This is a genomic window from Pantoea sp. XAF26B01_ASV70 (genome assembly GCF_054512635.1).
On the sequence record NZ_CM137251.1, the window covers coordinates 3860653 to 3874967 of the forward strand.

At 56.6% G+C, this 14315-nt stretch carries 13 protein-coding genes; 5 read left to right on the top strand and 8 right to left on the bottom strand.

What is annotated here, in order from left to right; genetic code table 11:
* Positions 1-44 precede the first annotated feature (44 nt).
* Positions 45-1346, bottom strand: coding sequence for a glutamate/aspartate:proton symporter GltP (gene gltP / locus ACX8ZY_RS18265; protein WP_010252141.1), 1302 nt, complete (start codon positions 1344-1346; stop codon positions 45-47).
* Between the two features lie 583 nt (positions 1347-1929).
* On the opposite strand from gltP, the gene acs reads away from it, so the two are divergent.
* The 3 genes from acs (at position 1930) to ACX8ZY_RS18280 (ending at position 6007) form a co-directional block, all read left to right on the top strand.
* Positions 1930-3885, top strand: coding sequence for an acetate--CoA ligase (gene acs, locus ACX8ZY_RS18270; protein WP_010252142.1), 1956 nt, complete (start codon positions 1930-1932; stop codon positions 3883-3885).
* A 140-nt stretch (positions 3886-4025) separates the two neighbouring features.
* Positions 4026-4355, top strand: a complete 330-nt coding sequence (locus ACX8ZY_RS18275; RefSeq protein WP_010252143.1) for a DUF485 domain-containing protein — start codon at positions 4026-4028, stop codon at positions 4353-4355.
* Complete coding sequence (locus ACX8ZY_RS18280) at positions 4352-6007, top strand: cation acetate symporter (protein ID WP_022625224.1); 1656 nt, start codon at positions 4352-4354, stop codon at positions 6005-6007. The genes ACX8ZY_RS18275 and ACX8ZY_RS18280 overlap by 4 nt, the downstream gene beginning before the upstream one ends.
* 82 nt (positions 6008-6089) lie before the next feature.
* Here the strand turns inward: ACX8ZY_RS18280 and ACX8ZY_RS18285 are convergent, their stop codons facing one another.
* The 3 genes from ACX8ZY_RS18285 to ACX8ZY_RS18295 all read right to left on the bottom strand — a co-directional run bounded on the left by ACX8ZY_RS18285 (position 6090) and on the right by ACX8ZY_RS18295 (position 7885).
* Positions 6090-6635 (bottom strand): YfaZ family outer membrane protein, encoded by a 546-nt coding sequence (locus ACX8ZY_RS18285; protein ID WP_010252147.1) that lies wholly within the window; start codon positions 6633-6635, stop codon positions 6090-6092.
* Positions 6636-6771: 136 nt separating this feature from the next.
* A complete protein-coding gene (locus tag ACX8ZY_RS18290) occupies positions 6772-7467 on the bottom strand; it encodes an LrgB family protein (RefSeq protein WP_425019335.1) in 696 nt (231 codons plus the stop codon).
* Positions 7460-7885, bottom strand: coding sequence for a CidA/LrgA family protein (locus ACX8ZY_RS18295; RefSeq protein ID WP_061901852.1), 426 nt, complete (start codon positions 7883-7885; stop codon positions 7460-7462). The genes ACX8ZY_RS18290 and ACX8ZY_RS18295 overlap by 8 nt, the downstream gene beginning before the upstream one ends.
* A gap of 103 nt (positions 7886-7988) precedes the next feature.
* Here ACX8ZY_RS18295 and ACX8ZY_RS18300 point away from each other — a divergent pair, with 103 nt between their 5' ends.
* Positions 7989-8891 (top strand): LysR family transcriptional regulator, encoded by a 903-nt coding sequence (locus tag ACX8ZY_RS18300; RefSeq protein WP_010252153.1) that lies wholly within the window; start codon positions 7989-7991, stop codon positions 8889-8891.
* 44 nt (positions 8892-8935) lie between these two features.
* Here ACX8ZY_RS18300 and ACX8ZY_RS18305 read toward each other — a convergent pair whose 3' ends face one another.
* The 4 genes from ACX8ZY_RS18305 to soxR all read right to left on the bottom strand — a co-directional run bounded on the left by ACX8ZY_RS18305 (position 8936) and on the right by soxR (position 13629).
* Complete coding sequence (locus tag ACX8ZY_RS18305; RefSeq protein WP_010252155.1) at positions 8936-10585, bottom strand: Na+/H+ antiporter; 1650 nt, start codon at positions 10583-10585, stop codon at positions 8936-8938.
* A 145-nt stretch (positions 10586-10730) separates the two neighbouring features.
* Positions 10731-12080, bottom strand: a complete 1350-nt coding sequence (locus ACX8ZY_RS18310; protein ID WP_022625223.1) for an NCS2 family permease — start codon at positions 12078-12080, stop codon at positions 10731-10733.
* Between the two features lie 358 nt (positions 12081-12438).
* Positions 12439-13104 carry a glutathione S-transferase family protein gene (locus ACX8ZY_RS18315; protein ID WP_158132189.1) on the bottom strand — a complete coding sequence of 222 codons (666 nt, stop codon included), beginning with the start codon at positions 13102-13104 and terminating at the stop codon, positions 12439-12441.
* 39 nt (positions 13105-13143) lie between these two features.
* Positions 13144-13629 (bottom strand): redox-sensitive transcriptional activator SoxR, encoded by a 486-nt coding sequence (gene soxR, locus ACX8ZY_RS18320; protein ID WP_010252161.1) that lies wholly within the window; start codon positions 13627-13629, stop codon positions 13144-13146.
* Between the two features lie 100 nt (positions 13630-13729).
* Here soxR and soxS point away from each other — a divergent pair, with 100 nt between their 5' ends.
* Positions 13730-14155 (top strand): superoxide response transcriptional regulator SoxS, encoded by a 426-nt coding sequence (soxS, locus tag ACX8ZY_RS18325; protein ID WP_010252163.1) that lies wholly within the window; start codon positions 13730-13732, stop codon positions 14153-14155.
* Positions 14156-14315: the final 160 nt, after the last annotated feature.

Consider the following 14315-nt stretch of genomic DNA (forward strand, 5'->3'; position numbering starts at 1 on the left):
AAGGCCCAACTTTCGTTGAGCCCATTCTTACGTTAATGCCGTGTTCAGCTTGCGGTCTGTGTCCGCAGCTCCAGCTCATACTCTTTCGCCTTTTCGACGTCGAACTGGTTTTCCCAGCGGGCAATCACCAGCACCGCCAGCGCATTACCGACCACGTTCAGCGCGGTACGCGCCATATCCATGATGCGATCAACACCGGCGATAAACGCCAGACCTTCCAGAGGAATGCCGACGCTGCCCAGCGTGGCCAGCAGCACCACGAAGGAGACGCCTGGCACGCCAGCGATACCTTTAGAGGTCACCATCAGCGTTATTACCAGCACAATCTCGTCGGTCAGCGACAGGTCAATGCCATACAGCTGCGCAATAAAGATCGCTGCGATACTCTGATAAAGCGTTGAACCATCCAGATTAAACGAGTAACCGGTCGGCACCACGAAGCTAGTGATCGCTTTCGGCGCCCCGTAGGCTTCCATCTTCTCCATGATACGCGGCAGCACCGTTTCCGAGCTGGAAGTAGAGTAAGAGAGAATCAGCTCATCCTTCAGGATACGCATCAGCGTGGTAATCCGCAGCTTACAGAAGCGCGCCACTCCGCCCAGCACCACAAAGGCGAAGAACAGAATTGCCGCGTAAACCAGCAGCACCAGCTTGGCCAGTGGCCAGAGCGAGGCAAAGCCGAAGTTAGCAATCGTCACCGCAATCAACGCAAACACACCCACCGGGGCATAGCGCATGATCATGTGCGTCACTTTAAACATCGCTTCAGAAATGCCACGGAACAGGTTCACCAGCGGATCGCGCTGTTCTGACGGCAGTGACGACAGGCCTAAGCCAAACAGCACCGAGAAAAAGATAATCGGCAGCATGTCGCCCTTCGCCATTGAGGCGAAAATATTCTGCGGGATCAGCGACAGAATGGTGGTGACCAGGCTGTGCGGACCGCCCTGTACCTCTGCCGTTGTCGCTTCATATTTAGAGATGTCCACCGTTGCCAGCGTTGACATATCAATGCCGGTGCCGGGTTGAAATACGTTGGCCAGCGTAATACCGACCACAATGGCAATGGTGGTGATCACTTCAAAGTAGAGAATCGTTTTGACGCCGATGCGTCCCAGCTTCTTTGCATCACCCACGCCAGCGATGCCGACAATCAGGGATGAAATCACAATCGGTACCACAATCATCTTGATAAGATGAATAAAGATATCGCCTGCCGGGCTGAGAATGTTGGTGACTAACCATTCACGATTGTCTGGCTGATTATGCAACACAGCACCCACAACGATGCCAAGCACCAGGGCTGTCAGAATCTGCCAGGCCAGGCTGATTTTAAAACCTTTCATAACGTGTAATTTCCTCAGTCAAAACCCGTTTCTCTCTACTGCGAAGGTGCAGAAGACAATACACACAGGGAGTGAGCAAAAAGCCCGGTAAATTAGAGGGTGTCTTGAAACAGCGCCTCGTATGAAAATCTGATGATTCCCATACCCATTTTCAGACGCGGTCTGAGTTGATACCTGCAGAACAGGGGCGAGATAAGTACCATTTTCACTGTGGTAAATGCAACCCCTGGCGGATCCGATTAAAAGTTCACCATCTAAGCAGCATAAAGTGCTGCCAGAGCTGAAAAACCCTAACCTGCTGTTATGAAAAGTATTACTTCGATGAATTTACGCATAGCTATGCAGAAACGCTTAAAAACTGATCCGGCGCGTTTGCTCGCTTTTTATTCAGGATGAAAACGTAAAAGCGATGCCTGACTTCTCCAGCGCCGCCAGAGCGTTAACCTGATAGATCAGAATGGCTTAACGCTTCTTGGGGGATGTGTATCACGTGATCTGTGGCGCAAAAAAGAAACAAAGCTTTGGCGCAGGCTTTAATTAACCATTGATTGACATATCATTAACATCTTCAAGGAGATCCGCCATGAGCCAAATACACAAACATCCCGTTCCAGAGAATATTGCAGCAAACACCCTGATTACTGCAGAACAGTATCAGGCGATGTATCAGCAATCTGTCGACGATCCAGACAGTTTCTGGGGCGAACAGGGCAAAATCCTTGACTGGATCAAGCCTTACAGCAAAGTGAAAAACTGCTCGTTTGCACCAGGTAACATTAACATTCGCTGGTACGAAGATGGCACGCTCAACCTGGCGGCAAACTGCCTTGACCGTCATTTAGCCACGCGCGGCGATCACCCGGCGATTATCTGGGAGGGCGACGACGCCAGCGAAAGCAAAACCCTGACTTTCCGCCAGCTGCATGCAGAAGTCTGTCGCTTCGCCAACGTGCTGGAACTGCTGGAAGTGAAAAAAGGCGACGTGGTGGCGATCTATATGCCGATGGTGCCGGAAGCCGCAGTAGCGATGCTGGCCTGTGCGCGTATCGGTGCCGTTCACTCGGTGATCTTTGGCGGTTTCTCACCAGAGGCGGTCGCGGGCCGCATCGTCGATTCCAGCGCCTCGCTGGTGATCACGGCCGATGAAGGGATCCGCGCCGGTCGCAGCATTCCGCTGAAGAAAAATGTCGATGACGCGTTAAAAAATCCTAATGTCACCAGCGTGAAAAACGTGGTGGTGTTCCAGCGCACTGGTAAAGATGTGGGCTGGGTTGAAGGCCGCGATCAGTGGTGGCACGACCTGATGCTGAACGCGAGCACCAACCACGCTGCCGCAGAAGTCGGCGCAGAAGATCCGCTGTTTATCCTTTATACCTCCGGTTCAACCGGCAAACCCAAAGGCGTGTTGCACTCCACCGGCGGGTATCTGGTCTATGCCGCGACCACCTTTAAGTTCGTTTTTGATTATCATCAGGATGATATCTACTGGTGCACCGCCGATGTTGGCTGGGTGACGGGCCACAGCTATCTGGTTTATGGCCCGCTGGCCTGTGGCGCCACCACACTGATGTTTGAAGGGGTGCCGAACTGGCCAACGCCGAGCCGTATGGCGGAAGTGGTCGATAAACATAAAGTCACGCTGCTCTACACCGCGCCCACTGCAATCCGTGCGCTGATGGCGGAAGGTGATAAGGCGATTGCCGGCACCGACCGCAGCAGCCTGCGCATTATGGGATCGGTCGGTGAGCCAATTAACCCGGAAGCCTGGGAGTGGTACTACAAGAAAATCGGCAACAGCCGCTGCCCGATTGTTGATACCTGGTGGCAGACCGAAACCGGCGGCTTCATGATCACGCCGCTGCCGGGTGCGACCGAACTGAAAGCGGGTTCCGCCACCCGACCGTTCTTTGGCGTGCAGCCCGCGCTGGTGGATAACGAAGGTCAGCCACAGGAAGGCGCCTGTGAAGGCAATCTGGTGATCACCGAGTCGTGGCCGGGTCAGGCACGTACCCTCTATGGCGATCACGACCGTTTCGAGCAGACTTACTTCTCTACCTTTAAAAATGTCTACTTCAGTGGTGATGGTGCCCGTCGTGATGAAGATGGCTACTACTGGATCACCGGACGCGTCGATGACGTACTCAATGTTTCCGGTCACCGACTCGGCACCGCCGAAATTGAATCGGCGCTGGTCTCGCACCCTAAAATTGCCGAAGCGGCGGTAGTGGGGATTCCGCACAGCATCAAAGGCCAGGCGATTTATGCCTATATCACGCTGAATCATGGCGAAGAGCCGTCGCCGGAGTTGTACACCGAAGTGCGCCAGTGGGTCCGTAAAGAGATTGGCCCGATAGCCACACCGGATGTACTGCACTGGACCGACTCACTGCCGAAAACCCGCTCCGGCAAAATCATGCGGCGTATTCTGCGCAAAATTGCCACCGGGGATACCAGTAATCTTGGTGATACTTCTACGCTCGCCGATCCTGGCGTAGTAGAAAAACTGCTTGAGGAGAAACAGTCGATCAAAATGCCTTAAGCGCACGCTGTCCGGCGGGAAGATCGCTTCCCGCCACACCCGCCCTACGCAGTCTGTTTCGGTAGTCACAAATATTATAACCAGCTGAATCCGCGCCCTGTCGCGAGGTTCTCGCCTGCAAGCCCTCTGGAGAAAATGTGATGAATGACGCCCTTTCGAATCAGGATGCCATCAATCAACAGATTGAGCGTAATCCCCTTTTTCATGAATTAGTCCGTAAGCGCCAGGCGTTCGCGACGCTGCTGTCGCTGATCATGCTGGTGCTCTATGTCGGCTTTATCCTGCTGATCGCGTTTGCCCCCGGCTGGCTCGGTACGCCGCTGCATGCCGGCACCAACGTCACGCGCGGTATCCCGATTGGGGTCGGGCTGATTGTGATGTCGTTTGTGCTGACCGGCGTCTATGTGTGGCGTGCCAACGGTGAGTTTGACCGTTTAACGAAAGCGATCCTCAGCGAGGTGAAATCATGACTCGTCTCACCTTATGGCTGCTGGCCTTAATGCTGCCGTTTTCAGCGCTGGCTGCCGATGCGATAACCGGTGCCGTGCAGCGCCAGGCGACCAACTACCAGGCGATTATCATGTTTACGATTTTCGTCGGGGCCACGCTGGGAATTACTTACTGGGCCTCAAAGCGCACCCGATCACGTAATGACTACTACACCGCGGGCGGCAATATTACTGGCTTCCAGAATGGCCTGGCGATGGCGGGTGACTTCATGTCGGCCGCCTCGTTCCTGGGCATTTCGGCGCTGGTTTACACCTCCGGTTATGACGGGCTGATCTACTCGCTCGGCTTCCTGGTCGGCTGGCCGATGATTCTGTTTTTAATCGCTGAGCGACTGCGTAACCTGGGTCGCTACACGTTTGCCGATGTCGCCTCATATCGTCTGAAGCAGATGCCGATCCGCACCCTGTCAGCCTGCGGCTCGCTGGTGGTCGTGGCGCTCTACCTGATCGCGCAGATGGTCGGGGCCGGTAAACTGATCCAGCTGCTGTTTGGCCTTAACTACCATGTTGCGGTAGTCCTGGTCGGCATTCTGATGGTGATGTATGTGCTGTTTGGCGGCATGCTGGCCACCACCTGGGTGCAGATCATCAAAGCCGTGCTGCTGCTGTTTGGTGCCACCTTCATGGCGGTCATGGTAATGAAGGCGACCGGTTTCAGTTTTAATACGCTGTTCACCGAAGCGATGGCGGTCCATCCAAAAGGCATCGCGATTATGCAGCCTGGCGGACTGGTCAAAGATCCTATCTCGGCGCTGTCGCTGGGGCTGGGGCTGATGTTTGGTACGGCCGGATTGCCGCATATCCTGATGCGCTTCTTTACCGTAGCGGATGCTAAAGAGGCACGTAAAAGCGTCTTCTGGGCCACCGGCTTTATGGGTTACTTCTACTTCCTGACCTTTATTATCGGCTTCGGTGCCATCCTGCTGGTGGGGGCTAACCCGGCCTTTAAAGATGCCAGCGGAGCGCTGATTGGCGGCACCAATATGGCGGCGGTGCATCTGGCGAACGCCGTGGGCGGCAGCACCTTCCTGGGCTTTATCTCTGCGGTTGCCTTCGCCACGATTCTGGCCGTTGTCGCAGGCTTAACCCTGGCAGGTGCGTCGGCGGTGTCTCACGACCTCTACGCCAGCGTGTATCGTAAAGGTCAGGCGAGCGAGAAAGATGAGCTGCGGGTTTCAAAAATTACCGTGCTGGCGCTGGGCGTGGTGGCGATTGCGCTGGGTATTCTGTTTGAGAAACAGAACATCGCCTTTATGGTCGGGCTGGCCTTCTCGATTGCGGCCAGCTGTAACTTCCCGATCATCCTGCTGTCGATGTACTGGTCAAAACTCACGACGCGCGGCGCGATGGTGGGCGGCTGGCTCGGTCTGCTGACCGCCGTTATCCTGATGATCCTCGGCCCGACGGTGTGGGTACAGGTGCTGGGCAACGCGAAGGCGATTTTCCCCTATGAGTACCCGGCGCTGTTCTCCATGGCGGTGGCTTTTGTGGGCATCTGGCTCTTCTCGATTACCGACCATTCGCAGCAGGGCGCAGAAGAACGTTCACGCTTCCGTGCACAGTTTATCCGCTCGCAGACCGGCACCGGCATCGAACAGGGCAAAGCGCACTGATCGTGGCTTTTCGTTCATAACGAGCAGGCAATAAAAAAGGGCGGCTACCGAAGTAGTCGCCCTCTTCTTTTGCGCAGCAGAATCAGAAGCGCAGCGATGCACCCACGTACGGGCCATCGACCAGCACGTTATCTTTGCGTCCATCTTTGTTGTTCAGTTCGATGTACTGATAACCCACACGCAGGTTAAGCAGTGAAACCGGCGTGAAGCTCAGGCCGCCACCGGCTTCCTGATAGCTGTCGAGCTGATCGGTGAAAGACTCTGGCGCGTAATAATATTCGCCATACAGGCCCCACATGCTGTTGAAGCTGTAGTGTGCTGCACCACCCAGCGCCACCGCAAATCCATCTTTTCCATCTTCAGGATGGGTGAAGATCGCTTTTGCGGTCGGCGCCAGACGCAGCGGCCCGAAATCAACGTTGTAACCCAGACCGGCACCGTAGGTGCTGCCGTCATGGTCGCTACGCAGCCAGTTACCTTTCAGAAACAGACCGGGTGTTGTGGTGCCCAGACCCACATTCAGGTTGGTGTTGTGTTCGCTGACATCAACACTGCCTTCAATCGCCTGAGCGGCACCGCTCATTAAAACCAGCCCGAGGGCGCTCCCGGCAACAAGTTGCTTAAACATGATTCCACTCCGTGAAAGGACAATTAATTCGGCCGCAAGGTTAACAGCCTGAAATGGGGAGACAACAAAATCTGGAAAACTTTACGTAAAAATACGTGTTTCAGCGCAGACCAGCGTCTGTGCGACGGAGTGTAGCCTATATTGTCCACATCAGGTGCCTAATCAGCGGGGCCAGCACCACGGTCACCACGCCAGAGAGCATCATCACCAGGCTGGCGACCACGCCCTCCTGCTCGCCAATCTGATAGGCGCGTGCCGTGCCGGCACCGTGGGACGCCGCACCGAATCCCGCGCCTTTCGCCACGCCCTGCTTAATGGCGAGCCGCAGAAACAGCACGTCGCCGATTGCCATGCCAAACACGCCTGTAATTACCACGAACAGCGCCACCAGATCGGGCTGCCCGCCAATCGGACCCGCCGCAGCCAGCGCAAACGGCGTGGTGATAGAGCGCACGGCCAGGCTGCGCTGAATCGACTCTGGCAGGGTTAACAGTCGCGCCAGCCAGACGGAACTGCAGACGGCGACCAGCGTCGCGGTCACTACGCCCGCGCTCAGCGACAGCCAGTGGCGCTTAATAATCTCCACGTTCTCATAGACCGGCACCGCAAACGCCAGCGTCGCTGGCCCCAGCAGCCAGAGCAGCCAGTGGTTTTCGGCGATGTAATCCTGCCAGCTGATATGCGTCAACAGCAGCAATGCCACCAGCACCAGCGGCGTCATCACCAGTGGCATCAGCAGCAGCGTCCGCCAGCGGCGGTAAAGCCGTTTATTCAGTGCATAAACCAGCAGCGTAACGGCTACACACAGCAGGCTGAGCAGAAAATCACGCATGCGGATCCTGCTTACGCGCGGCACGCGCGACTTCATACTGATAAAGCCGGTCCACCACCCAGGCAGTCGAGGCCAGCACCAGCAGCGTACTGACACCGATCACCACACAGATGCGCCAGCCATCAACCCGCAGCAGATCGCCATAGTTCACCACCGCCACCACCGCCGGAATAAAGAACAGCAGCATCTCGGCCAGCAGCCAGCGTGATCCGGCTTTCACCCAGTTCAGCGGCACAATCCGCGTCACGATTAACGCCAGCAGCAGCAGCATCCCGACGATATTGGCGGGCAGCGGCAGATGCAGCCAGCTCACCAGCCGGTCGCAGGCGATAAACAGGACGATATAGAAACCCAGCTGGAGCGGCAGGCTGAGCCATTGCACTGCGCGGTTGCTGCGTAAAGTGAGCGCTAACGCCATCACCTTGTCTCCCCGATTAAATTGATGTCACCAGTATAAATCGTCAACAGAAGGTGAAAAAAATGAATTAAAATTATCGAAATCATGCCTGAAAGGAATAGTTATGGATGTCCGCGCCCTGCGTTACTTTACTGAAGTCGTACGCCAGCAGAGCTTTACCCGTGCGGCGCAGAAGCTGTTTGTGACACAACCGACCATCAGCAAAATGCTGCGCCAGCTGGAGGAGGAGCTGGGCTGCACGCTGATCCTGCGCGATGGTCGTCGTCTGCACCTCACCGACAGCGGCCAGGCGGTCTATCAACGCGGCCTGGCGATCCTGCAGGAGTTTCATCAGCTGGAAGCGGAGATTGGTGACATCAACCAGCTCAAAACCGGTGAGCTGCGACTGGGTATTCCGCCGATGGTCGGTATGCAGATTGCCGGTTCGATTTCCGCGTTTCGCCGCCGCTATCCCGGTGTGAAGCTGAAAATCTCTGAGTTCGGCGGTCTGACCGTCCAACAGGCGGTGCTGGCGGGCAGTCTGGATATCGCCCTGACCGCGCTACCGGTCGATGCCGAGCTGCCGCTGAACACCCTGCCCCTGATGCATCATCCGCTCTGCGTACTGCTGCCGCGTCGCCCGGAGTGGCTCAGCCGCCAGCAGATTGGACTGGCAGAACTGGCAGAGCATCCACTGCTGATTTTTAATGAGGAGTTCTCGCTGAATCGTCAGCTGATGCAGGCATTTCAGCGGCTCAACCTGACGCCAACGGTGGCGGTTCGCAGCGGACAGTGGGATTTTCTGGCGGCGATGGTGCAGGCGGAGATGGGGCTGGCGATTCTGCCGGAGCCGATCTGTCAGCGGCTGGATAAGCAGTCGCTGCTGTGGCTGCCGCTGGAATCGGAGCTGAAGTGGAGTCTGGGATTGATCTGGCGGGAAGGGAGTTATCTGTCGCGCAGTGCGCAGGCGTGGATAGCCTGTTGTCGCGAGCATTGGCCGGATGAGCCGCCGCGCCTGTCGGTGTGAAAGGCTGGCACGCCGCATTAACGCGCAGGCGTGCCAGTCAGGACTTACTCCTCTTTTTCAATCAGCAGCGCTTCCAGCAGATCCAGGTCGTGCAGTAACTTCTGCATCGTCTCATTGGAGATTTGCTGGGTGGCGCGCAGATGATAGACCTCAGCACGTTCGGCACGCAGTCCGGTCAGGCGGAAGCGACGCTCCAGGTTCTCGGCGAACAGCGCGTGTTCAAGGTCATTCTTCCCTTCAGCGCGACGACGTAAGTTGCCAATCACCCGCAGACTCACCTCTTTAAGCAGCTCCGGATCGATGTTCTCTTCCGACTCATTCTCCAGCCGCTCTTCCATCTTGTGCAGGCTCTCAATGGCTGCGCCTGCCATTACCGCACGCGCATTCTGCAACTCGCGACGGTGTGCGCCTTTATCAATAGTATCAATGCCGCGCAGCAGAATCGGCAGAATCACTACCCCTACCAACAGCGAGAAGAGAATCACGCCGGTGGCGATAAAGACCAGTTCATAACGCGCCGGGAAAGGCTCGCCGTTGGTCAGGAACAGCGGAATCGACAGGACACCGGCCAGGGTAATCGCGCCGCGCACACCCGCAAAGGAGGCGATCAGCAGTTCACGCAACGAGTAGTTGGAGAACTCCAGCGGCTTCTTCTTCAGCAGGCGTTTGCTGAAGCGCTGCATAATCCACAGCCAGCCAAAACGCACGATCATCAGCGCGGCATAGACCAGCCCGATATCGGCAAACAGCATCCAGAGCTCGACGTTCGGATCGGCCTGCGCCTGATCAACAGAGGTCTGCAGAATATCCGGCAACTGCAGGCCCAGCATCAGGAAGACCATGCCGTTAAAGACGAACTCCAGCATCTGCCAGACGCTGTTGGCACGCAGGCGCATCGCCAGCGGTGCCTGACGAATAATACCGGAACGGGTGATGGTCATACCGGCAGCCACGGCCGCCAGGATGCCTGAGACACCCAGATGTTCAGCAATCAGGTAAGAGGCGAACGGCAGCAGCAGCAGCAGTACGGTCTGGGTAGCCGGATCGTCACCGCTCCAGCGGCTGAGCAGGCGCAGTGACTTACCGTAGAGCCAGCAGATCGCGACACCCGCAATCAGACCACCCACCGCCACTTTCAGGAACTCAACGCTGGCACCGCCCCAGGTAAACACCATGGTACCCATGGCGACTGCCACGGCAAATTTCAGCGATACCAGGCCCGAAGCGTCATTCATCAGGGCTTCGCCCTGCACGATCGACATAATCTTCTTGGGAATACGGCCTTCACCGACAATGCCTGAGAGCGCCACGGCATCGGTCGGTGACAGCACCGCCGCCAGCGCAAAGGCAGGGATCAGCGGGATACCAGGTACCAGCCAGTAGATCAGATAGCCGATGCCGATCACGGTAATCAGGACCAGCGCCAGTGCTAAGCCAATTATCTCGCGACCATGATGCAGGAACTCACTGATCGGCGTCTTCCAGCCATCCGCGAACAGCAGCGGCGGAATAAAGAGCACCAGAAACAGCTCCGGGTCAAAGTCGACATGCAGACCAAAAGTTGGCCAGGCCAGCATCGCACCCACGGCGATCTGAACCAGCGGCAACGGGATCTGAAAAGGGAGGATACGAGCCGCGACGCCAGAGAGCGACACGACCAGCGTCATGATGAGAATTGTAAAAAAGATTTCCATGCTTTCCTTAGGCGTCGTTTCTTTCAATCATTGGTTAAGCGCTAAAGTGTAAAACAAACTGCGGTGAAGATTGTCAGCTACGCGTGCGCCGGGCGGGAAAATAGTGAAAAATTCCGGACGTGCAGCCGCACGCCCGGTTGTACAGTCAGATCGCCCAGCCACCGGCGTAAAACGCCACCAGCGCGATAGCAATAATGACGGTGCCGACGTTGAGCTTGCGCCATTCCCCCGCGAAGAGACGCCCCACGACCAGGCTGGCGAAGCCGATCATAATGCCGGTGACGATGTTACAGGTGAGCACGATAATCACCGCCGTTAACAGGCCCGACATCGCATCGACAAAATCATTAAAGTCGACTTTCGCCACATTACTGAGCATCAGCAGACCCACATACATTAATGCAGGCGCGGTGGCGTAAGCCGGCACCAGATACGCCAGCGGTGACATAAACAGAATGGCAAGGAACAGCAGGCCGACCACAATCGCGGTAAGACCGGTTTTACCCCCCGCCGCCGTTCCTGCCGCCGATTCGATATAAACCGCAGCCGGTGACGCGCCCACCAGACCCGCGAACAGGCTGCTGACGGAGTCGCTAGTCAGCGCACGGCCACCATTGATAATCTGGCCCTGTTTATCCAGCAGATTTGCCTGACCCGCGACCGCGCGAATGGTGCCGGTCGCGTCAAAGACCGCCGTCATCACCAGTGCCAGCACGCTTGGCAGCACGACCGGCTGCATCGCGCCCATAATGTCGAGGCTGAACAGCAGCGACTCACCGCTGGCATCACGCAGGCTCGGCAGCGCAAACAATCCTTTGTAGCTCACCGCCGGATCGAAAATCAGCCCCAGCAGCGAAATGGCGATAATTGTCATGAGAATACCGCCGGGCATCCGGCGCTTCTCCAGTCCAATAATTGCTGCCAGTCCCAGCAGCGTCATCATTACCGGAAAAGTGGTGAAGTGCCCCAGCGCCACCGGCAGGCCCGGTGCCGGGTTTTTCACTACCAGGCCTACACCGTCAGCCGCAATCAGCAGCAAAAACAGGCCAATTCCGACGCCGGTGCCGTGCGCCACGCCCATCGGCAGGTTACGCAGGATCCAGGCTCGAATGCCGGTCACTGAGATCAGGGTAAACAGCAGACCCATCAGGAACACCGCGCCCAGCGCTACCGGCACGCTGATGTGCTGGCCCAGCACGAGGCTGAAAGCGGTAAAGGCGGTTAAGGAGATTGCACAGCCAATCGCCATCGGCAGATTGGCCCACAGTCCCATAATGATGGAACCAAAGCTGGCAACCAGGCAGGTGGCGACAAACACGGCAGTAGGGGGAAAACCGGCCTTGCCCAGCATTCCTGGCACCACGATAACGGAGTAGACCATCGCCAGGAAGGTGGTAAGTCCGGCCAGAATTTCCTGGCGCACGCTGCTGCCGCGCGCCGAGATCGAGAACCAGGCGTCCAGTTTTCCACTGGCCGGGCGTGATTCAGTTGACATAGTTGAGCCTCAAAAATTTTTGTTGTGTGGATCGCTCTGCGACCATCGCTGTCCCTGGAATAAGCGGGTAGACGGCGTCACTGTCGGGTTTTACCCGGCAGGCAAACGTTTACCTTGCCGCAGATAGTTGGCCGCCAGAAGCGGCCAGATAAAAAGGCATGCGATTATCCGGCGTTTAGCGGCACATTTTCAACTGTCAGAGGGAGATTCTTCAGCATAAAGATCAGGCTTAAGTGGCCAGCAGCCACGTGGCCCAAGCCGACGTCAAACGCTGACGCCCTGAAGTTAACGCGATTTTCAGGGGGATGCGCACCGGCGCAGCCGTGATGAGACACGACCCGCCAGTGGAAGAGGGGAATTAACCTGGCAGCGAAAGCTCGCCGCCCTGATCGATCGCGCGCTGCCAGGCGGCACGCTGTTGCACAGTCTGCAGCCATTTCTGGCTGGCGGGCATCTGCTCCAGTCCGACACGTCGCGCAAGCGCCAGCAGCGGAAAGCTCATCTGGATATCAGCGATACTGAAGCGCTGACCGGCGAACCAGGGATTTGCAGCCAGATGCTGTTCGATCATCTGCATGTGTGGCTTAAGCTGTTTATCCAGGAACGCTTTCTGCACGCCTTTACCGAATGCCGCCCCGACCGGACGCAGCAGCCACGGCACCGGTGCTTTACCCATCTGACCGAAGATCAGCTTCATCACCAGCAGCGGCATCAGCGAGCCTTCGGCATAGTGCAGCCAGTAGCGGCACTGCAGCCGCGACGCCTCATCACTCACTTTGAGCCGGAACTCGTGATCATATTTCTCTTCAAGGTATTCGAGAATGGCACCTGACTCTGCCACTACCTGGTTCCCGTCGGTAATCACCGGTGATTTTCCCAGTGGATGCACTTTTTTCAGCGCCTCCGGGGCCAGCATGGTCGGTTCGCGTTGATAGCGTTTAATCTGGTACGGCACTTCCAGCTCTTCCAGCAGCCACAGCACCCGATGCGAGCGCGATTTCTCAAGATGGTGAACGGTGATCATCATGATTCCCTGTGTTTTGACCTTCACCAAGTATAGACGTCACTCCACATCCGGATGTTTATCATCCTGTTCCGGGTCAAGCAGCACCGCACCCGAGCCCTGCTGACCCAGCCGGTCGCCGGGATTGCGCAGCGGGCAGTCGCGCATCGACAAACAGCCGCAGCCGATACAGCCATCCAGGTCATTACGCAGGCGGGTCAGGGTTTCAATGCGCTTATCCAGCTCTTCGCGCCAGTGCTGCGTCAGCGCATCCCACTCCGGTGTCGACATGCGCTTGTCAGGCGGAATGTGATCCAGGCTGTCACTGACCGTTGCCAGCGGAATGCCGATACGCTGCGCAATCTTGATAATCGCGACGCGTCGCAGCACGTCACGGCTGTATCGCCGCTGATTGCCGCTGTTGCGGGTGCTGAAAATAAGTCCTTTTGTCTCATAAAAGTGCAGCGCCGAAACCGCCACACCGCTGCGGCGCGCCACTTCACCCGGTGTTAAGACCGGTTTCGGATAGTTGCGTTCTTTTTTCATCAGGCTCTTTACCTCAAGTTAACTTGAGGAATTATACTCGCTCTCCATCAAAACCACTAAACTCCCATTACCGCTTATTAAGCACCAGAAGGATGAGACCATGATGCAAGAAGAGATCATTCATTCCCTGACGCACTGGATTGACCAGAACCTGGATAAGAGCCTGTCGATCGATGAGGTTGCCGCAAAATCGGGCTATTCGAAATGGCATCTGCAGCGTATGTTCCGTTCGGTAACGAAACAGACGCTGGGTGGCTATATTCGCGAGCGCCGTCTGACGCTGGCAGCGGAAGCGCTGTCACAGACACAGCGGCCGGTTTTTGATATTGCGATGCAGTATGGCTATGACTCGCAGCAGACCTTCTCCCGCGTGTTTCGTCGTCAGTTTTCACAGACGCCTACCGCTTACCGCCATACCATGCGCCGCCAGGCGATTCAGCGCCCTCGCCTGCTGAGTTTTGGCTGCAATGACGGTATCAGTAGCTTCACCCAGCGCACGACCGGCGAGTGCTGTCCGGTTCGTTGACCCCTCAGATGCGCCCGCCCGGGCGCATCTGACTGATTTCCCCGCCGTTCTTCTTCTACTGCTCACTATTCCCTCACGCCGCTACCATACCAGAGTCAAATTTTGTTCAAAATTTAAAATCGGGTGATATAATGTGACTCAAGTCACACTTTGAACCTGG